The organism is Dyadobacter pollutisoli, from assembly GCF_026625565.1.
Lineage (GTDB): Bacteria > Bacteroidota > Bacteroidia > Cytophagales > Spirosomataceae > Dyadobacter > Dyadobacter pollutisoli.
In genome coordinates, this window is the sequence record NZ_CP112998.1 from 7,218,232 (window position 1) to 7,243,155 (window position 24,924).

19 protein-coding genes are annotated in these 24,924 nt (G+C 45.0%); 6 read left to right on the forward strand and 13 right to left on the reverse strand.

The features are described from left to right. Positions 1–7: 7 nt before the first annotated feature. On the forward strand, positions 8–1,312 hold the full coding sequence (locus tag ON006_RS30010) for a hemolysin family protein (protein WP_244822181.1): 1,305 nt from the start codon (positions 8–10) through the stop codon (positions 1,310–1,312). Between the two features lie 2 nt (positions 1,313–1,314). On the opposite strand, the gene ON006_RS30015 is transcribed toward ON006_RS30010, so the two are convergent. Further along, complete coding sequence (locus tag ON006_RS30015) at positions 1,315–3,663, reverse strand: PDZ domain-containing protein (RefSeq protein WP_244822180.1); 2,349 nt, start codon at positions 3,661–3,663, stop codon at positions 1,315–1,317. A gap of 32 nt (positions 3,664–3,695) precedes the next feature. Between ON006_RS30015 and ON006_RS30020 the strand changes: the two genes are divergently transcribed. Then, the gene (locus tag ON006_RS30020; protein WP_244822179.1) at positions 3,696–4,088 is read left to right on the forward strand and encodes a hypothetical protein; all 393 of its coding nucleotides are present in this window, start codon (positions 3,696–3,698) and stop codon (positions 4,086–4,088) included. Positions 4,089–4,152: 64 nt separating this feature from the next. Here the strand turns inward: ON006_RS30020 and galU are convergent, their stop codons facing one another. The 6 genes from galU to atpA all read right to left on the reverse strand — a co-directional run bounded on the left by galU (position 4,153) and on the right by atpA (position 10,386). After that, positions 4,153–5,016 (reverse strand): UTP--glucose-1-phosphate uridylyltransferase GalU, encoded by an 864-nt coding sequence (gene galU / locus ON006_RS30025; protein WP_244822178.1) that lies wholly within the window; start codon positions 5,014–5,016, stop codon positions 4,153–4,155. A 183-nt stretch (positions 5,017–5,199) separates the two neighbouring features. Continuing rightward, positions 5,200–6,195 carry a mevalonate kinase family protein gene (locus ON006_RS30030; RefSeq protein ID WP_244822177.1) on the reverse strand — a complete coding sequence of 332 codons (996 nt, stop codon included), beginning with the start codon at positions 6,193–6,195 and terminating at the stop codon, positions 5,200–5,202. Positions 6,196–6,399: 204 nt separating this feature from the next. Continuing rightward, entirely contained in the window at positions 6,400–6,927 is a 528-nt protein-coding gene (locus tag ON006_RS30035) for a YceI family protein (protein WP_244822176.1), read from the reverse strand. A 127-nt stretch (positions 6,928–7,054) separates the two neighbouring features. Then, complete coding sequence (locus ON006_RS30040; protein ID WP_244822175.1) at positions 7,055–7,786, reverse strand: outer membrane lipoprotein-sorting protein; 732 nt, start codon at positions 7,784–7,786, stop codon at positions 7,055–7,057. A 132-nt stretch (positions 7,787–7,918) separates the two neighbouring features. Next, positions 7,919–8,803 carry an ATP synthase F1 subunit gamma gene (gene atpG, locus ON006_RS30045; RefSeq protein WP_244822174.1) on the reverse strand — a complete coding sequence of 295 codons (885 nt, stop codon included), beginning with the start codon at positions 8,801–8,803 and terminating at the stop codon, positions 7,919–7,921. A 5-nt stretch (positions 8,804–8,808) separates the two neighbouring features. Further along, on the reverse strand, positions 8,809–10,386 hold the full coding sequence (gene atpA, locus ON006_RS30050; protein ID WP_244822173.1) for a F0F1 ATP synthase subunit alpha: 1,578 nt from the start codon (positions 10,384–10,386) through the stop codon (positions 8,809–8,811). A gap of 288 nt (positions 10,387–10,674) precedes the next feature. Here atpA and bamJ point away from each other — a divergent pair, with 288 nt between their 5' ends. Together bamJ and ON006_RS30060 are read left to right on the forward strand one after the other, a co-directional pair. Continuing rightward, entirely contained in the window at positions 10,675–11,433 is a 759-nt protein-coding gene (bamJ, locus tag ON006_RS30055) for a BamJ family beta-barrel-assembly machinery protein (RefSeq protein ID WP_244822172.1), read from the forward strand. A 12-nt stretch (positions 11,434–11,445) separates the two neighbouring features. After that, on the forward strand, positions 11,446–13,569 hold the full coding sequence (locus tag ON006_RS30060; protein WP_244822171.1) for a carboxy terminal-processing peptidase: 2,124 nt from the start codon (positions 11,446–11,448) through the stop codon (positions 13,567–13,569). Positions 13,570–13,633: 64 nt separating this feature from the next. On the opposite strand, the gene ON006_RS30065 is transcribed toward ON006_RS30060, so the two are convergent. The 4 genes from ON006_RS30065 to ON006_RS30080 all read right to left on the reverse strand — a co-directional run bounded on the left by ON006_RS30065 (position 13,634) and on the right by ON006_RS30080 (position 20,061). Further along, the gene (locus ON006_RS30065; protein ID WP_244822170.1) at positions 13,634–15,076 is read right to left on the reverse strand and encodes an efflux transporter outer membrane subunit; all 1,443 of its coding nucleotides are present in this window, start codon (positions 15,074–15,076) and stop codon (positions 13,634–13,636) included. Between the two features lie 43 nt (positions 15,077–15,119). Next, a complete protein-coding gene (locus tag ON006_RS30070) occupies positions 15,120–18,275 on the reverse strand; it encodes an efflux RND transporter permease subunit (RefSeq protein ID WP_244822169.1) in 3,156 nt (1,051 codons plus the stop codon). Positions 18,276–18,309: 34 nt separating this feature from the next. Next, on the reverse strand, positions 18,310–19,464 hold the full coding sequence (locus ON006_RS30075; RefSeq protein ID WP_244822168.1) for an efflux RND transporter periplasmic adaptor subunit: 1,155 nt from the start codon (positions 19,462–19,464) through the stop codon (positions 18,310–18,312). 177 nt (positions 19,465–19,641) lie between these two features. Beyond that, positions 19,642–20,061, reverse strand: a complete 420-nt coding sequence (locus ON006_RS30080) for a hypothetical protein (RefSeq protein ID WP_244822167.1) — start codon at positions 20,059–20,061, stop codon at positions 19,642–19,644. Positions 20,062–20,445: 384 nt separating this feature from the next. Between ON006_RS30080 and ON006_RS30085 the strand changes: the two genes are divergently transcribed. Both ON006_RS30085 and ON006_RS30090 read left to right on the forward strand, forming a co-directional pair. Further along, positions 20,446–21,486 carry a GNAT family N-acetyltransferase gene (locus tag ON006_RS30085; RefSeq protein WP_244822166.1) on the forward strand — a complete coding sequence of 347 codons (1,041 nt, stop codon included), beginning with the start codon at positions 20,446–20,448 and terminating at the stop codon, positions 21,484–21,486. Positions 21,487–21,499: 13 nt separating this feature from the next. Beyond that, on the forward strand, positions 21,500–22,117 hold the full coding sequence (locus ON006_RS30090; protein ID WP_244822165.1) for a YdeI/OmpD-associated family protein: 618 nt from the start codon (positions 21,500–21,502) through the stop codon (positions 22,115–22,117). 35 nt (positions 22,118–22,152) lie between these two features. Here ON006_RS30090 and ON006_RS30095 read toward each other — a convergent pair whose 3' ends face one another. Next, positions 22,153–22,743: an HmuY family protein gene (locus ON006_RS30095; protein ID WP_244822164.1), complete on the reverse strand. Its 591-nt coding sequence runs from the start codon at positions 22,741–22,743 to the stop codon at positions 22,153–22,155. 22 nt (positions 22,744–22,765) lie between these two features. After that, positions 22,766–24,844, reverse strand: a complete 2,079-nt coding sequence (locus ON006_RS30100) for a TonB-dependent receptor plug domain-containing protein (RefSeq protein ID WP_244822163.1) — start codon at positions 24,842–24,844, stop codon at positions 22,766–22,768. Positions 24,845–24,924: the final 80 nt, after the last annotated feature.

The window sequence follows — 24,924 nt, forward strand, 5'->3', positions numbered from 1 at the left end:
CAGAATAATGATCATCCAGGTTTTAATAACATTAGTGCTCGTATTGCTGAACGGTTTTTTTGTTGCAGCTGAATTTGCCATCGTCAAGATCAGGGCGTCCCAGTTGGAGCAAAAAGCACAGGAGGGTAACCAGATGGCCATTTTATCGAAGAAAATCGTGGCTAATCTTGACGGATATCTGGCTGCAACGCAATTCGGTATTACGCTCGCAAGTTTGGGTTTGGGATGGATTGGAGAGCCCGTGGTTTCCAAAATACTGATAGGAGGAATGGAGCTGGTCGGTATCTCGCTCGACCCCGAGCTGGCGCACCAGATTGCATTACCTACCGCTTTTGCTATTATCACCGTTTTACACATTGTTTTTGGTGAGCTGGCACCCAAATCCATTGCGATCCAGCGACCTGAGGCTACTACATTGTTGTTGTCGTATCCACTGCATGGCTTTTTTCTGGTGTTCAGGCCCATTGTCTGGATGCTGAATGGTATCGCCAATTTTATCTTGAAAGGTGTTGGCATTACGCCTTCGCATGGCAGCGAGGTACATAGCAGCGATGAATTGCGGTACCTTGTACAACAGCAGAAGGAAAGTGGGATGATCGAAGCCGCGGACTACGACCTTATCAAGAATGCATTCAATTTTTCAGAAAGAATAGCCCGCCAGATCATGATTCCCCGGCCTCAGGTAGTGGGAATTGATATCAATGATTTCAATGAAGAGAAGCTCGAAAAGATCATTGAAGAGGGTTATTCGAGAATTCCGGTTTATGAGGACACATTGGACAACATTGTCGGGGTATTACATTTAAAGGATCTTTTGTTGAAAATGCGACAGGGGAAAGAAATCGTTCTCTCGGAATTAACCCGTCCTATTTCAACGGTTCATGCGTCCAAACCCATTGGCGCATTGCTACGCGATTTCCAGGTAAATCGCCAGCAAATGGCCGTTATTATTGATGAGTATGGCGGTGTTGACGGCATCGTGACCATGGAAGACATTCTGGAAGAACTGGTAGGGGAGATTCAGGACGAATATGACAACGAGGTACCGATTGTTAAGAACGAAAGTGACAATACCTACACAGCACAGGGGTCGGCCTCTATTACGGACCTGAATGATAAGCTGCCACATGACATTGCCAAAAATGGAGAGTACGAAACACTCGCCGGTTACCTGATCTGGAAATTTGGCAGGATACCTGCTGTGGGCGAAAAAATGAAAACGAAGCACTACGAATTTACCATTTTGAAAAAACAGCGCAGTACCATTTCCACAGTCAAAATCACGATGCTGGACACGCAGAATATTTTTTAATGTTATTTCAAATTGATTTTCAGTTTAACCGTCTTCTGATTCCTTAAAACCTCCACCTCCATTTGCCCAGTCCAGTTGACCTGCTGGCGGATCGCTTCGAGCCTTACCACATTGTCAGCCTTTTCTTTATTGGCCTCGACAATCACATCATTGTTCTGTAGACCGCTTTTGGATAGTATGCTGCTTTCTGGAATATCCACGATCACAATACCTTTTTCGTCGGGAAGTCCGAATGCAGAACGGTCACCCAGCCCTTGTACATTCCGGATTTTGGCTCCCAGCCAGGTCATTTCCTGCATATTATTTTCAAGCTCCGCATTGAGTAATACAGGAAAGGATACTTTCGCAGCCATTGCTTTCAGTTTCTCAATTCGGACACCAAACTGGTCCATTGGGAAGTTTTTAAATCCCAATAGCAAAGCTGCACTGGATTCTTTTACCCTGTAATCCCCTTTTTCAGGATTGATAAATGCCGCGTCTCCAAACCGGCTATGCATATCCGTACGACTGGCACGCGCACTGGCAAGATCTGTTTGATTTGGGAACAGGTTATAATCCACTTCCTTACCCCAGTCTTTTACCAAAATTGGAAAGTATGGCCGCATCACGATATTTTTCCTGAAAATGTCGCCGCTGTTTTTGAACCAGACGTGGGGGTGAAATGAATTGTTGATCATAATGTTGTTCTCAGCAATCCTTTGAAAGCCCTCACGAAACTTCAAACCACCGCTCAGCAATACATTGTTATAAATGTGGTAGTTGCTGCTGCCGTCGTCAAGGTCAACGTCCCAGCCGTGATCGCAGCGGAAGCGGTTATTACGGATCACCACAGGTTTTTGCGCATCCAGTAATATCAGTTCCGGGTGAGCCGCTGCCAGGCTATCCATCGTTTTACGGTTGGGATGCCAGAAACGGTCGCGTCCCCATGAGTTGAACGCGCCATGATCACCAGTTTCGAGTACGGTTTCAAATACATCATTATGCTCGATCAAATGTCCTCCCCAGGCGCCATCGCCAATGTTGATGCCCGCGCGCGGAACCTTATAAATTGTATTATGGCTCACATGGATTTCAGAAGCCATTTCAATCTGGACGCCAGTACATTGTTTTTCAATTTTACCAATGTTATGGATGAGGTTGTCCTCAGCGAAGCATTGCAATGGGTAATGGTTATTCTTGGGGCCCGGCGTTTTATCCATTTTGGCAAAAGGAACAAAATTATCGTAACCAAATGCTGCGGAACGGACAGCAGAAGAATCTCCCACAAAGCAAATAGCGCTCGACCCGATGTTATAAATATGCGAACCCGTCACGCCTGATTTGACATTATAACCCGTAATCATCACCGCATTACCTCCCAGATTCGTAAATTCGGACTCTTTAACCTGGCAATTTTCAGTGTTCTCCATCACCACAGCTCCACCCCGGTAAATCATCCAGTCGCTTCGCAGCAATGGTTCATAATGTTCCATAATGGTACGTTCGGTATGTTCGAACCGGATGCCTTTGATCGTGACATTCCTTAACGGCTTTTCGGCAGTACCACGCAGTTCAATGATATGTTTTAGATTTGAAACCTCGATTCTGGCAGGTTTTACATCCACACCTTTGGGCGGATATAGATAAAGCAGTTGGGTTGAAGGATCGTAAAACCATTCACCCGGTGCGTCCAGCTCTTCAAAAATATTTTCGACAAAACGTTGTTTGGGATGCAGGGGAGAAGGACGGTTATTTTGCCAACCACCTTCCAGCTCCGGCTCATTATTCTTAGCACCTTTGATCCTATAATGAAAACTTCCCCACTCGCCCTGATGTAGCGCATGTAGGTATCCGCCCGCAGGATTTTTCCAGGTAGCTACCCGGGACGGAGCAATGGCATCCTCTGCAGTACCATTGAAAACCCTTGAGGCCGTGTCATAATTTGGATAACGGGCCATAGGCAGCTGCTGACCATTCACAAAAAGCATTTCAAATCCGGCTTTATCAATTTTAGCTTTCAGGATATTGCCTTCATGTTTCTCCCATTGCGGCTGAATAAGTTTTCCGGCGCTCAATACCACTTCTTCTTTTTGATAAGCCTGAATGGAAAGCAATTTTCCTTCCAATAGTGCAGAGGTAATGCGGATTGGTTTTTCAAGATAGTAGCTGCCTTCGCGGAGAAATATCGCGGCTTGGGGACTGTTGTCGGCATTAATGCGGGACAGTGCTTTGTCAACTGTTTTCAATGGTCGCTGTAATGTACCCACATTCGTATCGTTACCATTTGGAGATACGTAGAAATTTTGCGCGGTGCCTGCTTTTACAAACAGCAACAGGTAAATCAGCAGCAGCGTTGTATTTTTAACTATCATTGATGTTTAGGAATTAATGCAATTCAGCTCGTATGACAAAGTTATCCGGAATACTATTAGGTTTAATGCTCGTTCTTTTCGTGCAAAATATATCTTTTGCCCAAACTAAGAAGAAGGATGACAATTTTCCTACTTATGATCAGATCAGAGGTAATAAGGCCGAAACTGTCGACTACGTCAGCCCTGCGGGTGGTGAGTGGCTGAGAATCAAAAGGGATGTTGTCGTGTCGCCCTATTTTAATGCATTCAGTTTTCCCGACGATAGCGTGACCTATTATCTCAATGGGAAAAAAGTGAAAAGCAAAAAGAAGGCTGAGAAGGAGCTTGAAGAGAAAAGTATGAATGTAGAAAAGGTCTCAGTCGGGCCGATAGAAGACAATGGAAAGCGAATTGTCAGAATAGATTATGAGCCCAGAAAAGACTAAAATCTGAACAAGTAAAAATAAAAATGTAAGCCATAACCGGATTGGTGATGGCTTACATTGAAGGTTACTTATTCAAAATATCGATGAGGAATTTGCGGAACGGCTCTGCGAATTCTTTTCTTTTTAACGCAAATTCAACGGTAGTTTTCAGGTAGTCAAGCTTATCGCCAATGTCGTGGCGCTTGCCTTCAATGTGGTGAGCGTAAATATTTTCACGTTTCAAAAGCAGCAACAATGAATCGGTCAACTGGATCTCGTTGTTTTTTCCTTTTGGCGTTTGCTCAATGGTATTGAAGATCTCGGGAGTCAGAATGTACCGGCCCGCAATGGCCAGATTGGACGGTGCCAGATCGATCGCAGGTTTTTCAACCAGTGTGTTTAGTTCAATAATGGTGTCACTCAGCGACGTTCCGCCCACAATTCCGTAGCGGTTTACTTTGTTGGCTGGCACCTCTTCCACCGCGATCACCGAGCCGCCATACTGCTCATAAGTGTCCATCAGTTGCTGCGTGACCGGGATTACGGAATCCATAATGGTGTCGCCTAGCAGTACTGCAAAAGGTTCGTTACCTACGTGGTGACGTGCGTAATAAATGGCATCGCCCAAGCCATTCGCTTCTTTCTGGCGCACAAAATGGACATTAGCCATGTCGGCCAGTCGGCGCATTTCATTGAACCACATTAAATCTTCCTTCTCTTCCAGACGGCTCTCCAGTTCAACATTACGGTCAAAATGGTCTTCAATAGCACGTTTCCCTTTTCCGGAAATAATCAGAATATCCTCAATTCCCGAATCGACAGCCTCCTGAACCACATATTGAATGGTAGGAATATCAATGATAGGAAGCATTTCTTTGGGCATTGATTTGGTTGCCGGTAAAAATCGGGTACCAAGCCCGGCAGCAGGTATTACAGCTTTACGGATCATAAGTGGCTTTCGGCCGTCGGCTGTCAGCCTTCGGCAGGTTAAATGGTTGAGAACTTCGGCTTTCGGCAATCGGCCGTCGGCACTATTGTTTTTTTAACTTTTGATTGTTCGTTTGACTTTTTTGACCGTTGACCATCGAATGCGTGTTGTCATCGAATGCCGATAGCCGACCGCCGATTGCCCCTAAACCACAAATGGCTTAATAACCCTTGCGTTGTGTTTTTTCAATTGTACAAACAGCTGGTTCAGCATATCGTCATCACGGTAAATACCAATGATCGTTCCGCCCGAGCCTGCGAATTTGGCCGATGCACCACAAGCCCGAGCTGCATTGATCAGTCTTTTATTGGACTCTGGGACATTGTAAATCTGGCATCTCAGGTCAAAATTTTCATTCATTAATTGATGCAAGTCGTCAGATCTTCCTTCCAGCAATGCACTGCGGCCATCTTCTGCCTTCTTTGCGATCTGTCCCAGTACGTCAATCACGTCACTTTCGCCCCTGTCGTACCTGGCCCGAACATCGCTGTGTACCTTTCCTGAAACTTTGCTCAAATTGGTATTGTAAGCGACATAAAGTTTAGGTAATAAGTCGGGATTAATGCGTTCGTACTTGCCATGGCCTTTTTGCTCGATCATGGTTTTATCAAAATCCATATAAACACAGCCCTCGTAGCACTGGATCACACGATCCTGCAAGCCGGCGGTAATGCCCAGTTCTTCGGTTTCGGTTACCATCACCAACTGAGGCAAAATCTCGATCGGGATCTCAACTTTATAAAACTGCATTAATGCCCTGAATAATGCTACCACAATAGCACTGGAACCCGACATACCCACCTGACGTGGAATGGAAGAGCGGTAGCGAACCGTAAAATTGCGATTAGGAAGACGAATTTTGTTGTCTTCACAATAGTCCCCGAACTTCTTAATACCTGCTTTGATAAGGGGAATCCCGCCATTGTAGCCCAGCATACTCACCGAATCACGGAGATGGAAAATGCTCCGGAACGTGCTCACGTCCTGTGGCTGAGACTCAATATGCAGCTCGGGAGATTCGTATAATGAAATGGAAGCACCGAAGTTTCTAACCGAAATAGCGATCGTTTTCCCAAAAAAACCGTCAGAAGGATTGCCTAGTAACCCGGCCCGGGCATAAGCACGTGTTTCAATAATCAATGTAAAAGTCTTTTTTGATCAAATGTAATAATTAGATGACGATACAACGAGGTTTTGCCCTTATCTGCTGCAATTAATAGGTAACCGCTGCACACCCGCCCGTCATTCCGGCAATATCATGAATGTATTAATGGAACCGTGTATAAACAAAAAAAGCGGGATAAAAATATCCACGCTTCCTTCTGAGAATTGGTTTACTTAATCTTATTGTTTCACTACCTGCACATTGGCTATCAATTTCACGTCATCACCTACTACCACACCACCTGCCTCAGTTACCGCGCTCCACTCCAAGCCAAATTCCTTACGATTTATTTTACCAGAGATCTCAAAACCTGATTTGTTGTTACCATAAAAGTCAGTCATATTTCCGCCGTACTCTACTGCGAACTCGATTGCTTTGGTCACGTTTTTAACTGTCAGGTCGCCATTTAATTTATAGCTGTCATCTCCTTTTTTGCTCAATTTTCCGCTAAATGAAAGTTTAGGGTGGTTTTCTGCATCAAAGAAATCTGCCGATTTCAAATGTTGGTCACGTTGTGCCTGATTTGTATCGATGCTGTCAACATCTGCTGAAAAATGCACTGTTGCACCATCAAAATCTTCTGTATCTGTTTCAACGCCACCTTCAAAAGCCTTGAATGAACCTGTTACTGTAGAGATAACAAGGTGTTTTACTTTAAACTGAATTTCGGAATGTGTTGGGTCAATTACCCATTTTGTAGTAGCCATATCTTTATTTGTTTTATATATGTAATGACATTTAATGTATATACATCTATTTGTAAAAAATAGTTTCGTTAGCATAAAAAAATCCCGGAAAATTTTTCCGGGATTTTAAAAATGGCCTTTATTAGCTCTATTCGGGCATATTAAAAATGGCAGGGTCAATCTTTGGATTGACAGTAAGGTCGGTAATTTTCAATGTCATCTTTGTCCCGGGCATAGCGGACGTCGAAACTTCGGAGGTGAATGGATAGTAAATACCCTCCACTTGCCTGAAATCCGACTGCGTGTTTTCTGACATGATGTCCTGTCCATTCATTTTCAGGTGAACGATGATTTTGAGAATATAAAAAGTATCCTTCGAAATGTAGTTGATCCGCTGGATGCCATTTTTCAATGTCATGGTTACTTTGTAAACCTTTGCACCAGCCACTTCGTCCTCGCCGTCGAGGGTCAGGACGTAGCCTTTTTCCTTGTATTTGAAAAGTCCAGTCAGGTCGGTTTCTGCGGCCATCGATTTCACAGCTTCTTCGGGTAATGCGGTGGCTTTTGTCTGTCCGGTCATCGGGTTAATCGTCCAGCCGGTATTTCCGTTTACCGCCTGCACCACGGTCATACCTTGTACCGTAGTTTCGCTACGGAAGCCTTTGTTCTGGATGATAATGGTAGTAATGGGGACTTTCATGTTCATCACATCCATCTCAGCAGTGATTTTCAGGCTTTCGAGTTTCGCCAGTTTATCAGCGCCGCCCATTGCCTTAATGTGCTTGTCGATTATTTCGTCCAGGCCCTGCGCGGCAACCGAATGCATGACTCCGGCAAGGAGAACAATGACCAGCGCTTTTAGATGAGTTAATTTCGACATGTAGTTATGTGATGGTTTAAAGTTTGAACAGATATCACGTGCCAATATTGTAATTTTAAATAAGTTAATAACAACAAAAAACGAGCGGATTATCACAATCCGCTCGTTTTATATTTGATACCGAGGTAAAACTTAGTTTTTCAAAGCTTCTGCTCCACCGACAATTTCGAGAATCTCCTTCGTAATCGCAGCCTGACGAGTCCGGTTGTAAACCAGTTTCAGTTCTTTCAAAAGATCCTGAGCATTCTCAGTAGCTTTATCCATGGCCGTCATACGAGCACCTTGTTCTGATGCATTGGATTCCAAAACAGCGCGGTAAAGTTGAATTTTCAACGATTTCGGGATCAATTCAGCAAGAATCTCTTCCTCAGTCGGCTCGAAAATATAGTTAACCTCAGCCTTTTTTGTTCTTTTTGTTTTGTCTTCTGTAGCAATCGGCAGGTAACGATCTGTGTGAATGATCTGCGTTGCAACGTTTTTAAATTCGTTGTAAACCAAATCCACAGCGTCGTAGCGACCATCTGAAAATGCTTTCATGACTTCTTCCGCAGCCTGCTTAACATTCACGAAGTTCAGTCTTCCGAAAATATCCATATAGGTTTTATTCACCACAAAACCTCTTTTTGCAAGAGATTCAGCGCCTTTCTTTCCTATTGCGAATATCTCCACATTTCCTTTTGCTGCCTGCTGAGCATATTTTTGTTCGATCAGCAGCAATGTTGCTTTAACGATATTGGTATTGAAAGCACCACATAATCCACGGTCCGAAGTAACAACTACTATCAAGACCTTGTCAATCGGGCGAACCGTTTTCAATGGGCTGTCAACCGCACTTTCTGCTCCTGATGAAACAGTAGTAAGCATCTCACCTAATTTCTGGGCATAAGGTCTCATTTGCATGATGTTGTCCTGGGCCCTGCGCAGCTTTGCGGCTGCAACCATTTTCATGGCTTTGGTGATCTGCTGTGTGGAATTAACGGATACGATCCTGTTACGGACTTCTTTTAAGCTCGCCATAGTGATTAACGATATTTTACAGCAACTTCACGCGCAACTTTTTCGATCACGTCAGTGACGCTATTGTCCAGTTTTCCTGCACGCAATGCCAATAAAGTTTCTTTGTACTGACCGCTCAAAACAGTAAGGAAATCTTTTTCAAATTCCTTCACACGGTTTACATCCACTAGATCCAGCAAGCCTTTGGTAGAAGCGTAAACAGTTGCTACTTGCTGTTCAACAGGAACCGGTGCGTACTGAGGTTGTTTCAAAACTTCCTGGTTACGACGTCCACGGTCGATCGCAAGCTTGGTAGCAGCATCCAGGTCAGAACCGAATTTTGCAAAAGCTTCCAATTCACGGAACTGTGCCTGATCCAGTTTCAGGGTACCCGAAACTTTCTTCATGGATTTGATCTGAGCATTACCTCCCACACGTGATACCGAGATACCTACGTTGATCGCAGGACGGATACCAGAGTTGAACAGGTTGGACTCAAGGAATATCTGACCGTCGGTAATCGAAATTACGTTGGTAGGGATATAGGCAGAAACGTCACCCGCTTGTGTTTCAATGATCGGAAGTGCAGTTAATGAACCACCGCCTTTCACGATTCCCTTTAATGATGGAGGAAGATCGTTCATGTTTTTGGCAATAGTATCATCTGCGATGATTTTTGCAGCGCGCTCCAAAAGGCGGCTATGCAGATAAAATACGTCTCCCGGATAAGCTTCACGTCCCGGAGGGCGACGAAGAAGAAGGGAAACTTCGCGGTATGAAACCGCTTGTTTTGAAAGGTCATCATAAATAACCAGCGCAGGACGGCCGGTATCACGGAAGAACTCACCGATCGCAGCACCTGTGAATGGCGCGTAAAATTGCATTGGTGATGGATCTGATGCACCCGCAGCAACGATAACAGTGTAGTCCATTGCACCGTAGCGACGAAGTGTAGCTTCAATTCCTTTAATGGTAGAAGCTTTCTGTCCGCAGGCTACGTAGATACAAAATACCGGTTCGCCTTTGTCGAAATATTCTTTTTGATTGATAATGGTGTCAATCGCAACGGCTGTTTTACCAGTCTGACGGTCACCAATGATCAACTCACGTTGTCCGCGTCCGATGGGTATCATCGCATCGATCGCTTTAATACCAGTCTGAAGAGGTTCTGTAACCGGCTGGCGGAAAATTACCCCAGGAGCTTTACGCTCGATTGGCATTTCATAAAGTTCTCCAAGGATCGGGCCGTTACCGTCGATCGGCTCAGCCAGGGTGTTAACCACACGGCCAATAATTCCGTCACCAACTTTCACCGAAGCGATCTCTTTGGTACGCTTTACAGTGGCTCCTTCTTTAATGTCGCTGAAATCACCGAGCAAAACGGCGCCGACATTGTCTTCCTCAAGGTTAAGAGCAAGGGCTTTAAGGCCATTCTCGAAAACAAGCAGCTCACCTGCCTGTACCTGGGAAAGGCCATAAATGCGGGCAACACCGTCACCAACCTGAAGGACTGTTCCTACTTCTTCGAGCTCTGCTTCTGATCTAGCTCCTGCAAGTTGTTCGCGCAGGATGGCCGAAACTTCATCCGGTCTAACAGATACCATAGTATATTTGACTTATTTAGAGTATAGTAGTAAGTTTTTGAAAACTGCCGCAAAGGTAGAGTTTTATTTTGGTTAAAAAAGAATGTTTCGATTAAAACCTGTCATATAAAATTAGATTTTTCCAAGTTAATGATCTGCATGGATTGCTCAATCGTGAAATTACCGCTTATCATCCGGAAATAACATTTCTAAAACTTTTTTAGGTACTATTTGTGTTTTTGTTGTAATTGAGTTCGTTAATATCACTTACGTATTCAAAATTAAACTTATCGACCATCCATCAGTATAATGTACAGATTAGAAAAAACCATTGTAGCAGTCTTAGTATTAGGAGTTTTGGTAACAGCACAAAGCACAGCACAGACTATTAAAAAAACAGCAAAACCTACGGCAACCGTAAAGAAAACAACCGCCGCACCAGTAAAAGCAGCACCGACTGCAACTGTACTCAAAAATCAGATGGATTCTTTGTCTGCGGCGATTGGAGTTAGTTTTTCAAATTCGTTATCTTCACAAGGAATAAGCAATATCAATACTGAAATCCTTACAAAAACTATTAATGCCTCATTGAAAGGGGATAAGACTACGTTTTCAGCGGAAGAAGCCAACAAATTTATCGGTGATTATTTTCAAAAAGCAATGGAAGAAAAGGGTGCAGTTGTACGTGTAGAAGGGGAAAAGTTTTTGGAAGAAAACAAGAAAAGGACCGGGGTTACTACCACAGCGAGCGGTTTACAGTACGAAGTGATCAAAGCCAGCGACGGCCCCAAGCCTGCCGCTACCGATAAAGTGAAGACGCATTACCACGGTACGCTGACCAATGGAACGGTTTTTGACAGTTCTGTGGACAGAGGAGAGCCGGTTGAATTTCCGGTAAATGGTGTAATTAAAGGATGGACAGAGGCGCTGCAGCTGATGCCGGTAGGATCTAAATGGAAATTGTTCATTCCCTATTCACTGGCCTACGGAGAACGTGCGGCGGGCCCTCAGATTCCAGCTTACTCGGCTTTGGTATTTGAGGTTGAATTATTAGAAATTGTTAAATAGTAAAATTCAACAATGAAAAAGTACTTAATCACTCTTATTCCGGTTGTGTTGCTCGGTTGGCAGCGGGGCCCTGTGCAGGATAAGGCCACGGCTGTGCCTTCCGTTGAAACTTCGATGGAGGATGATATCAAGCCGGTACCGGCTCAGTACAAAGCTGAGGAGCTGTCCACGCGTATTTTATCGAGCTATCATTACAGGAAAACAAAGCTGAACGACTCTCTGTCAGAAGCAATCTTTGATAAATACATTGATGCCATCGACCACGGTAAGCTTTATTACCTGGCTGAGGATATCAAGGAATTTGAGAAAAATAAGGACTCTTTCGATGACTATTTGCAAAAGAGAGAACTGGACGTTCCTTTCCAGATCTATAATGTTTTCAGAAAACGCTACAAAGAAAGAAGTGATTTTATCCAGACATTATTAAAGGAGCCAAAGCCGTTTGACTTCTCAGCTGATGAATCCATGAACACGGACCGTGAAAAAGCGACGTGGGCGAGTAACACACAGGAATTGAATGATACCTGGCGTAAATATTTGAAAAGCGAAGCGCTGGATCTCAAATTGTCCGGAAAAGCGGATACTTCCGTTGTTACCACATTGCGTGATCGTTACAAAAACCGTGACCGCGCTTTGGGACGCATTCGCACCGAGCAGGTGTTCCAGATGTTTATGAATGCGTACGCAGAATCTTTGGACCCGCATACAAGCTACATGGCGCCTACTTCGGCTGACCGTTTCAAACAGGAAATGAGCCAGTCACTGGAAGGTATCGGGGCGCTTTTACGCGAGGAAGACAACTACATTAAGATCGTGGAAGTCATTCCAGGCGGTCCTGCTTTCAAAGGCAAGCAATTGAAAAAAGAAGATAAGATCATTGCAGTTGCACAAGGTGACGAAGGTAAAATGGTTGATATCGTAGGCTGGTTTGTAGACGATGCCGTGAAACTGATCAAAGGGCCTAAGTCAACTGTGGTACGTTTGCAGGTTATTTCCGCTGATGCACTTCCCGGAACGCCTCCAAAAGAGTACAGACTGGTTCGTGAGAAAATCAAACTAGAAGAGCAACGTGCTAAAAGCGAGATCGTGTCGATCAACAATGCTAATAAAGAATTCAAGATCGGTGTGATCGATATTCCATTGTTCTATCGTGATTTTGAAGGGGCACAACATAAAGAAAAAGAGTTTTCAAGTACTACTCGCGATGTTCAGAAACTGATCACGGATTTGCAGGCTTCGAATGTGGACGGTATCGTGATCGACCTTCGTAATAATGGAGGAGGTTCACTGACAGAGGCTGTTTCGCTTACTGGCTTATTTATCAACAGAGGCCCTGTGGTTCAGGTCAAGGAAGGTCAGGGAGAGATTGAGGTTCAGTCGGACAATGATCCTACCATCGCATACGATGGCCCAATGGCGGTAATGGTGAACCGTTTCAGCGCTTCGGCATCGGAAATTTTCGCTGCTGCGATACAGGATTACAAACGTGGAATTATCGTAGGCGAGCAAACTTACGGTAAAGGTACGGTTCAAACATTGATCGATCTCAACCAGTGGGTTCCAAAAGAAACGGATCAACTGGGACAGGTGAAACTGACCGTTGCAAAGTTTTACCGGATCAATGGTAGCAGTACTCAGCTGAAAGGAGTTATGCCTGACCTGGAACTGCCAACTGCATTTAAAGTAAATGAATATGGCGAAGGTTCGCAGCCTAGCGCTCTGCCATGGGACCAGATCGCTTCTTCGCGCTACGACATGACCAACAATGTGAATGCGAAAGTGATAGATCAGCTGAAAAGTAAATACAATCAACGTTTGAAATCGGATGAGGAATTGAAAACGCTGGTAAAAACGCTGGACGAGTTCAAGGAGGCGCGTGAGAACAAAATTGTTTCTCTGCAAGAGTCAAAACGTAAGGTTGAACGTGATGTGGCTGAGAAGAAAAGAGCTGCAATGAAGCAACTTGGTGAAGACAGCGATGTCGATGAAGAAGACGAAGCGGATTCAAAAGTGGCGGAAGCTCCAAAGGATGTCAAAAAGAAGAAGGACATTTACCTGACGGAAACCGGTCGTATGCTGGCTGACCTGATCGTAATTTCCAAAGAGCCAAGTTTGGCTGGTACCAAGAAGAAATAAGAGATTCGATTGATAAAATGAAAGCACGGATTTAGCGATCCGTGCTTTTTTTATTGCTTCAATGTTATTCCCAGCCACCACCGAGTGCCCGGTATAATTCGATTAGTGCCAGAAACTGTTCTTTTTGTACATTGGTAAGATTCAATTCTTCTTGTAAAACACTCCGCTGTGCGGTAATTACTTCCAGATATGAGGCATAACCGGTCAGGAAAAGGTCTTTGGAAGTGGTCACCGCCTGTTGCAGCACTTCTACTTCCTGCTTTTTCAAGTCACCAATTCTTTTGGTGTTTTCCAGTTTTTTAAGGCTTGTACTGACTTCCTGAAAACCTGTAATGACAGTTTTATTATAGGTGTACAAAGCTTCCAGGCTCGCAGCTTCGGACCTTTTTTGCCCAGCTTTTAACGCTTTACGGTTCAATAGTGGACCTGTGAGGCCGCCTAATGCACTGTAAGCGATGGAACCAGGCGAAAACAAGAGACTGCTTTTGAATGAATTAAATCCTAAAAAAGCGGTAATGTTCAGAGAGGGTAAAAATGCCAGCCGAGCCGCCTGCTGATCGGAATAATAAGCAAGCAGCTCCAATTGAGATTGCTGCACGTCGGGGCGTCTTTTTAGCATATTAGCAGGAATTCCCGCCTGAACCCCTGATGGCAGGGTTTGTTCCGATGTTGTTCCGCGCATTATGGGTTGCGGAAAACGACCCAGTAGTGTATTCAGATTATTCTCCGTCGCGATCACTTGTTGCTGAACATCAAATTCAAGGCTTTGGGTATTCAAAAGTTGGGCGGTAAGTTGCTGTACACCAAGCTCATTTGCCCTTCCACCTTCTTTTTGAATTTTAATGGTTTCAACCGCCGATTGCTGCAATGCAATGTTCTTACGGATAATATCCAGTTCCGTGTCCAGCGCCATTAATTGATAGTACGAGGTGGCTATTTGTGCGATGAGGCCGGTCACGATGGCATGTCGCGCTTTCTCTGATGCCAAAAGACGGTTGTATGCCGCTTTTTTCTGTGTTTTTAATTTCCCCCAAATATCAATTTCCCAAGAGCTTCGTAGTCCTGCAAAATAGTCTGGCATAAAAGGAGCGGGCAGTTTACGGTCATTGTCGATGTTCTCGGAAAAGTTTGTGTCGTAGTTACCGACACCGTCCATGGTGTAGTCCCCGAACTTCCTGCCTCCACCCGAAATATCGCCCGATACCGATGGCAGCAAGGCGCCCTGGGCGATCAGTATGTTGGAACGGGCCATTTCAATCCGCTGAACTGCTACTTTCAGGTCAAGGTTATTTTGAAGCGCGGTATCGATAAGGGCAGTCAAATGATTGTCTCTGAAAAAAGTTCTCCACCGGATTGCTCCGATACCTGTGGTATCTGTCTGAGCCAGAAACGTTTTCGGCGTATCTATTCGTTTGGGCTGCTCTACCGGTTGCGTGAGCTTACAGCCGGAAGCGAGCAGGATTATTCCGGGAACGAGGAGGTAGTTAAGCTTTTTATATGTTTTCATTCAATGATAGTCTTGGTGAGAATTTGTCTCAGATGGCGAGGGTTTAGTCAAGGACCGCTTCTTCTTGTTCTGCTACGATTGTTTTCGGTTTCTTCGGATTGGTTGCGCTGGCAAAAAGGACGTAGAGCCCCGGAATGATAATAACCCCGAAAAGCGTTCCGATCAGCATACCACCAGCTGCGGCCGTACCGATGGATCGGTTACCAATGGCGCCCGCGCCGGAGGCCATTACCAGGGGAATAAGCCCCGCTATAAAAGCGAAAGAAGTCATCAGGATCGGGCGAAGCCTTTCGGTGGCCCCTTCCAGCGCGGCTTCTATGACCGAACGTCCCTCTTTTTGCCGGATAATGGCGTATTCGACGATCAGGATAGCGTTTTTACCTAACAGACCAATGAGCATGACCAGCGAAACCTGGGCATAAATGTTGTTTTCCAGACCCATTAATTTCAATGCAAGGAAGGCTCCGAAAATCCCGGTGGGCAACGATAGGATAACGGGTAGTGGCAGTACAAGACTTTCATATTGCGCCGCCAGAAGCAGGTAAACGAAGAGTAAACAAATACCGAAAATGTAAATGGCCTGGTCGCCGGAGAGGATTTCTTCCCGTGTCATTCCTGACCATTCATAGGTAAAACCTTTTGGGAGACTTTTCGCGGCAATTCTTTCAACGGCCTTGATCGCATCACCTGAGCTGTACCCTGGCGCGGCGTCACCATTGATCATCGCGGACGTGTACATATTATAGCGTGTGAGCAGCTCAGGCCCGTAAACCCTTTCCAGTCTGATGAATGTTGAAAAAGGCACCATTTCGTCGCGAGTGTTTTTGACATAGAGTTTCAGGATATCCTCGGGGCTTCTTCTGAAACTTGGGTCAGCCTGGACCATTACTTTATACATTTGTCCGAAACGGATAAAATTAGAGGCGTATAAGCTTCCTATCAACGTCTGCAGCGTACTCATGGCAGCGTCTACTGATACTCCCTTTTTGGAGGCCATATCTGCATCCACATGGATCATATACTGGGGGAAACTCGCATCAAAGCTGCTGAATGCGCTTGCGATTTCGGGCGAATCCATCAGGTCCTTGACGAATTTGTTGGTAATGTCAGCCGTTTTTTGAAGGTCATCACTTCCGGACCGGTCTTGTACCCGCAGCTCAAAACCACTTGAATTACCAAAACCAGGGACGGTAGGAGGAGGGAAGAACTGGATATCGGCATCGGTAATGTGCCTGGTCCTTTCCTCCATTTCGGCAATAATGTCCTGTACCGATGCTTTTCTTTGGTCCCATGGTTTCAGGTTGATCATCGCCATACCGTATGATGAGCCGGCGGACTCGGTGATGAGGCTGTAACCCGAGAGGCTGGAAACCGATTCGACGGGTTCAAGCGACTGTGCTACTTTTTGAATTTCGTCCAGTACTGCCTCCGTTCTTTCCACAGTAGCAGCTACTGGTGTTGTCACATTCACATTGATAACGCCCTGATCTTCTGTTGGAATAAAGCCCGTGGGGAGGATTGTATTAATGCCATAAGTACCCACACAAAAGGCGATCAGAAGGCCAACTGTTACAACTCTCCGATTGATAATGAGCGAAAGCAGCTTCCTGTATTTGCTGGAAATACCGTCGTATCCATTGTTGAAACCTTTGAAAAACCGATCCAAAAGTGTGTTCTTGGAGGCCTCGCCATGGGTGTTTTTTAACATCAATGCACAAAGGGCAGGCGTCAATGTCAATGCATTAATACCCGATATGACAATGGAAATGGCGAGTGTAATGGAAAACTGCCGATAGAAGATCCCAACCGGACCAGACATGAATGCCACGGGAACAAAAACCGCTGACATAACCAATGTAATGGCAATGATCGCACCGCTCATTTCTTTCATCGATTCCAATGTTGCCTCCCGCGCTCCGATATGCTTTTCGGCCATCTTGGCGTGCACGGCCTCGACGACGACAATAGCATTATCGACGACGATCCCGATAGCCAGTACCAATGCGAACAAAGTCAGCAGGTTGATGGAAAAACCAAACATCTGCATAAAAGCGAATGTGCCGACCAGTGCGACCGGCACAGCCAGTGCCGGGATAACTGTGGACCGGAAATCTTGCAAAAACAGGTATACAATGATGATTACCAGAATAAATGCTTCGATCAGTGTGCGTACTACTTCATGTATGGACGCGTCCAGGAACCGCGAAACGTCGTAGGAAACAAAGTAATCCATGCCCGGCGGGAATGTCGTTTTCTTCAATTCCGCGACTTTGGTTTTGATATTTTTGATGACTTCCTGTGCATTAGATCCCGGCCGCTGCTTGATCATAATGGACGCAGACGGCTTACCATTGGATTTGGAAGCCATATCGTATTCGAGGGTACCAAATTCTACATCTGCTACATCCTTCAATTTCAGCATGGACCCGTCGGGGTTCGAGCGTAGTACAATGTTCTCGTATTGAGCCGGTTCGAATAATTTTCCGGTATATTTCAATACATATTGCAGCACCTGTACCTCCCGACCTGAGCTAACACCGGTTTTCCCAGGGGCAGCTACGACATTCTGGTCACGAATGGCTTTTACTACCTCGTCTGCCGAGACATTATAGCTCATCATGCGGTCGGGTTTCAGCCAGATCCTCATGGAGTAATCTTTGCTTCCCATGATTTGGGCACGACCTACTCCGTCGATTCTTTTCAGTTCTTTGAGGATATTAATGTCTGCGAAGTTGTAAACAAAATCCTCTGCCGCCGACGAATCGGTGCTCATAATGTCGAGGTACATGAGCATACTGTTCACCTCTTTTTCGGTGGTAACTCCCGCTTTGATTACTTCTTCCGGAAGCTCATCAATCACAGTCTGGACGCGGTTTTGGACGTTTACCGCCGCCAGATCGGGATCTACACCGACATTGAATGAAATGGTAATGGTCGTAACCCCGTCGTTACCCGAAACGCTGGTCATGTAAGTCATGCCCGGCACACCATTGATTGCTTTTTCGAGCGGTACTGCCACGGCGTCAACGCAAACCTCTGAGTTGGCACCGGTATAAGTTGCGGTAACTACAACGGAGGGAGGGACAATGTCCGGGAACTGGGAAACCGGTAAGTCTTTGAATGCCAAAAGTCCCAGCAGGGTAATGAAAACCGATATGACCAATGAAAGCACTGGCCGTTCTATGAAAATCTTAAACATAATGTAGTGATCAGGTGAGCGATTTATTAGCCTCTTATCGCGCGCTAAGTTCTATTTTGTTAGCGTTGTTGATTTTAAGGCTGTCCATAGAAATGGTTTTTGGCGAAATAGTAGCGCCATCTTTCAGCCCCTGAATTCCTTCACATACAATTGTTTCGCCTGATTCCAGCCCGGATTTGACCACATAGTAAGTCGAGAACCGTGATTTGGGAACAAAGCTCCTGGTTTTGATCTGGTTGTTTTTGTTTACCACATACACAAAGCTTTTGTCCTGAATCTCAAAAGTGGCTTTCTGTGGAATGAGGATCGCATTATCGACAGTATTGGTAAGTCTGATGGTTCCTGTTGAACCGTGTTTCAGCAGTTTTTCAGGATTGGAAAAACGTGCCCGAAAGGCAATGGAGCCTGTTCCTTCATCGAAAGCGCCTTCCATCGTTTCAATGGCGCCTTTGTGTTTAAAAAACGTACCGTCGGAAAGTTCCAGCTCAACGATCGCTTCCTTTTCAGCGGCTTTCCCTCTTGCTCTCACATATTCCAGGTATTCATTTTCTGAGACATTGAAATAAGCAAATACCGTTTTAGTATCCGACAATGTCGTCAGCAGCGTTCCTTCATTGATCAGACTACCCATTTTAAACGGAATCCTGTCAATGATGCCGTCAAACGGAGCTTTGATCTCAGTATGGGCAAGTTGAATGGCGGCATTGGATTTCTCGGAACGCGCCTCTTCAATTTTCGCATTCACGGCGGCCAGTTTGGCTTCCGCCAATTCTACTTCCGTTTTCGTAATTACATTTTTTTCAACCAGTAACCGAACTCTTTTCAGTTCAAGTTCGGCGCCTTTTGCCTCAGCGATAGCACTTTGCAGGTTGGCCTTTGCCTTTGCAAGCTGTGCTTCATACTCCTCATTATTGATCCTGAAAAGCGTCTGTCCTTTTTTGACTTCTTTTCCTTCATCCACGTAAACTTCTTCCAGGTAACCTTTTACCCGGGCGTAGATTTCGACATTCCTAATGGCGTGAATGTCTCCTACATACTCCCGCAGCAGCTCGGTTTTCTGAGGTCTCAGTTCGGTTACCGGAATGGTGAGTATGCTATCCCTGCTTTCGGAGATACCTTCACTTTTGGAAGCACATCCGTATGTGAAAATGCTGATAATCAATAAGAATGACCACTGAAAATTTTTCATGATGAGTAGATAAAAAATGGGTGAGAATATTTATTGGGTATAGGAATAGTCTTTAAGCTGCGCGTGGAACGGGCAGTAAAATCGTGCAGCCATGTCGGGCAAAACAATGTACAAAGTGCACAGGGTCTTGTCCGTTAGCTACGGAAAATGAGATTTAAAGAACGCTTGCGGCGATTTTCAAAAGGGGCAAAGGCGATGAAGAAAGCTGTAATAATCAGGACGTGTGACAACACCCCTGGTAACAGAAAGCAGTGTTATCGACTCCCGGACCACTTTCGGAATACGCTGAATGACGTAATCAGGCGAAATCTGGTGGACAAGTGTCAGAAACCGATAAGTAGAATGGCGATGACGCAGGAGGTCGGAAAGGTTTTCCTTCCATTCAAAGTCATCGGCCCTTACTATCGTCTCATTTTTGCAGATCGAATCGTCGACCAGTACAAAATGATCAGACGTCTCGGCCATCTCAATGACAAAGGGAGAAAACCTGTTCGTTCCCAGATCAAGCTTGCACGCAGAAGTTTGCTGCTGTGAGAACAGCAGAAATGCCATGGATTGTGCAAGGCAGCAAAACAATACAAAAGTCCTTTTTGTCATGATGCTGATTTAAACCAGGTCATTAAAAAATTCATACTTTTATAATGAATTCAAGAATGATTGAAACTATTAGAACGGAATCTTAATAGAAACACGCAATAACTCAAATGTAATAATTCAAATGTAGAAAGCAAGTTTTGGTAAATGTTAATGTCTGTTAACGTTAAAAAAATAGAAGAATATTTTGCCATAAGGCCGACTTGGGATAACAATCCGCAAATTTTTCGTTGGAGAATTGACGTAACTTATTTGATAAAAAATCTATATTTAGTTTAAATTTTGACTCAGCGGATTATTTGCAATTAAAATCGCTTTATTCAGCGTTTTTCGACGGAACTTTACCTTTCAATGAGTTAAGATTGAGAAGGTAAAAGCAAAAGGTCAATGAACGGCAAGAAGATCAAAGCGGGGAGGTTTATGTTGACGAAGATGACGGCAGCGGACGGCGACAAATATTTCAGGCTGAGCAACAATGCGCAGGTCATGAAATATGTGACCGGGTACCCGCTAACCCGGCCCGAATCTGACGATATGCTTCGAAGGTTTTTAGCTGAATATGGACCTAACACCTACCTGGGCCGATACCTGATTGAGGAAGAGGCGACTGGGGAATTGATAGGGGCAGCGAAGCTGGATAAGGTCGGTGCCGAATATGAGATTGGTTACCGGGTGATGGAGGAGCATTGGGGCAAGGGAATAGCAACTGAAATAGCGACCGGATTAATAAATTTTGCAAAAGGGACATTAAATGCCAAAAGCGTCATTGCCTTTGTGAATGTCAATAACGTCGCTTCCATACGGGTACTGGAAAAAGCCGGTATGGTGAATATGGAAACGATTGAAGATCTTGATGAAGTTAAGTATAAGTTTAGTTATTCACCTCAAAATAATCCCTCAATGAAAAAAGTGCTCTACATTTTGCTTGGACTGATCGCATTGGTCCTGATTGCTGCCTTCCTCATGCCGAAAGACTATGCTGTTGAAAAGGAAATCGTTATCAACAAACCTAAGGCAGAGGTCTTTGCATACCTCAAATCCCTGAAAAACCAGGATAACTGGAGTGTGTGGGCGAGCCGTGATCCCAATATGAAGAAAAGCTTCACGGGTACCGACGGTACAGTAGGTTTCACTTCCATGTGGGACGGAAACGATGACGTAGGGAAGGGCGAACAGGAGATTACCAAAATCGAGGAAGGAGAGCGGGTCAATACAGAACTCAGGTTTTTGAAACCATTTGAAAGTACCAACGATGCTTACATGGTTACGGAAGTCATTGATTCCACTTCAACGAAAGTACGCTGGGGCTTTACCGGCGCTATGCCTATACCCATGAACGTCATGTTGCCTTTTATGGGCATGGAAAAATCGGTAGGAAAGGATTTTCAGGACGGATTGAATAACTTAAAGGCGATTTTGGAAAAATAACAATGCCTACCTAATGAACCATACTGATCCCCGGATAGATACCTACATTTTGAAGTCTGCTGATTTTGCAATCCCAATATTGACTTATCTGCGGGAGATTGTGCACACCACCTGCCCGGAAGCGACGGAAACGATGAAATGGAGTTTTCCACATTTCGAGTACAAGGGGAGCATTCTTTGCAGCATGGCATCGTTCAAGCAGCATTGTGCATTTGGTTTCTGGCTGGGTTCCAAGCTGACGGATCCGCATAATTTGCTGGCGTCCGGGGATGAAAAGACTTCCATGGGACAACTGGGCAGGATCACCAGCCTGGATGACTTGCCGAAAGAAAATTACCTGATAGGATTTATCAGGGAGGCAATGCAGCTGATAGACAGTGGCGTAAAACAAACCAAGGAACCTAAGCCTGCAACGAATAAAGAACTGGTGGTTCCCGAATATTTTGCAGAAGCATTACAATCGAATGCCGACGCGCTGAAAACGTTTACCAATTTCAGTTACTCGCAGAAAAAGGAATATGTGGAATGGATTACCGATGCCAAAAGCGAGGCGACAAGAGACAAAAGAATGGAAACCGCGCTGGAATGGCTGGCGGAGGGTAAGATAAGAAACTGGAAGTATGTGAGATAGACTGGCCGTGATCATCTGCCAGTCTATCATCATTTTTATTTCAAATTTGTGCTGCCGTCAGCCTGGTATGCAAATCTGAATGTGTAAGTTTTTGCGGCTGGGCGGGTTGTGAGGTCTTTGAACGATTCTGAGGTGGTACTTGGATTTCCCTTGTAATAGCTAAGCATTTCTATCTTGGCATATTTGCCGTCTGTTGTTTTCAAAACGATAATTTTGCCCGGTACCGGAATGATAGCATGCTGCGGTTCCGTAGTAGCGGTGTAGTTATACCACGACCCTGAACCTTTGATATCGTCCTTCACAAATCCGGAAGCTGGGGCGGTTGTATAAGTATCGAAGAGCTGTCCGTTGGATAGTTGTACCAGTTGCGCCGTTCCGCTTACCGAAATGGTTGTTCCTTTAAATTTAATGTCCCATTGCTCAGAAGAGGTCACTTCTTTGTTCAGGGAAAGACTGTAAAATGCTGAATCTTTCTTCGATTCTGCTGATCCGTCCAGGTCTTTTACTTCGCTGATCGTGAGGTCTGGAACCACTACTGGCCCATTTTCATTGTCATCGCCGCAAGCTGTCAAAAATAGCATGGATGCAGCAAGGAATGTAAGTACAGGTACTCTTAGATTTTTCATTGTGATTGGTTGATTATAAAAGTTATTTATTGAAATTGAAGCTCACACCTCCGTAGAGAAGTCGTCCGGGAAGGTTGCTGACGGAGGCTATATCTTTGTAATTGAGCAGGTTTTCGGCCGTTATCTGTAATCTCAGCCTGTTTTTGTAAAAGCTTTTGGAAACGGAAGCATTGAGCACATTGTATCCATTCACATATTCGCTGTCGGCGTTCAGGATACCGTTTCCGTCAATGTCGCTGATGCCGTACTTGCCTCGGTAAATCGAACGGATAGAGGCTGTAAAGCCTTTTTCTGTGTTGTTATAGGAAATTCTTGCATTGACCATCCATTTCGACCGGTTGTATAATCCGCCGTACTCGCTCATTCTGACCAATCTGGTGCGGTTGTTTTCGTCTTTCGTGTAAACTTCCCCTGCCTTGATCTTGTCTTTTTCTGCCTGATCAAAAGCGTCCAGATATTGCACGCCGAGCGCTACTTCGAAATTTTTGGCAAAGGAATAAGTGATCTCAGTCTCAGCTCCCTGTGTGACAACGCTGTTGAGATTGAAGTAGGAGTAGACAAACAATCCATTGGTTTTGAGCGCAATGGGTTGTGTGCTGATGAGGTTTTTGATATTATTCCGAAAAGCATTGAATGTAATGCTCAGCCTGGGCACCGGTGCATATCTGAATCCTGTATTGAACGAGGTGGAGCTTTCGGCATTCAGGCTCTGCAATGTGGTGGGATCAATGAGCACCCTTTCGATGAGTCCTACATTCTGCAATTCTTTAAGTCTGTCGGCCACGCCAATGTACCCGAAAACCGAATAGCCGACTGCCGTATTGGTAAAGTTGAGATACAATTGCCTGAAATCCGGTGCTTTATATCCTTTTCCTGCTGAGGCAAGGATCATAAAACGATCGGTCACCTTGTAGCTGGCTGCTAGCTTGGGGCTGAATTGTGATTTGTACTCGCTGTGGGCATCAAAACGTCCGCCGACGATGATACTAAGCCTTGTCAATGGTTGCCAGTCCGCCTGCACGTAGCCGTAGCCGGAGTTGAACGATTGCAGGTCCTCGTAGCGTGTAGCCTCCACGGTCTCATGTACAGCACCAGCGCCCGCCGTCACTTTCAAGCCGGGGACGACGGCATAGTCCGTCTGCAATTCGCCCCGTGTAAATGTCTGATCGAAAAATGTCTGATCGAACAGTGTATGGTTATCTTCGTAATTATAGAGCGACTTCGTTTTGTAAGACGAATAGTAAAGCCGGGCCGAGGAGTTCAACTTTTCATTAAACCTGATCCGGTACGAAGGCGCTATGCTTAGGTTTCTCTCTTTACCTTTCCCCGACGCGAACCGGTCGTTGGTGAAATATCGGTCATCCTGTTCACTGTCAAAATAGCGGACCGAAACCCGAAGATCCGACTTAGGAGTCAGCTGGTAGCCGCTTCTCAGGTTAAATGTGTAAGCTTCAAATGGCGAAACGGTTTTAGTACCGGTTTCAGGGCGCAGTGCATAACCACTGCTGCTGTTGCGATTTGCAAAGCCGCCGATGTCAAACTTATTCTTTCTGAACCCACTTTCAACTGACAGATCCGTATTGTTATTGGTGCCATATCGGGCTGATAATGAAGATGAAAATCCGTCTTTCTGTTTCTGGGTAATGATATTGATCACACCAGCCATGGCTTCGCTACCGTATAAAGAGGAAGAAGGGCCTTTTACAATTTCAATTTTATCAATATTGGTAGTAGCAATGCGCGAAAGTTCAAGTGTACCTGATGTGCGTCCGATTACCGGTTCGCCATCGATCATGATCATCGTGTACTCTGGTGAAAATCCCTGCATTTGAATGCCTTTCCCATGGTCAGTGACAATGGTCAGGCCGGTTTGTTCTGCAAGTATCTCATTCAGTCGTACCATTCCGCGATTCCTGATTTCAGCAGAAGAGATCTGGGTAACCGGAACAGGAATTTGTGAAAGCAGCTTTTCAGTCCGGGTAGCAGTCACCACCACTTCATTGAGATTATTGATCCTGACAGAATCCTTTCTCGACATTTCTTCCTGGGCCAGGGCTGCCGTGGTTATAAATAATAGTAGCGAAAATAAACGAATCTTCATTTATTTAGAATAAATTTAAATAGAGTTACAAATGAATCTATTATTTAGACTAAATACAAAGAAATGGATAAGTTTTTATC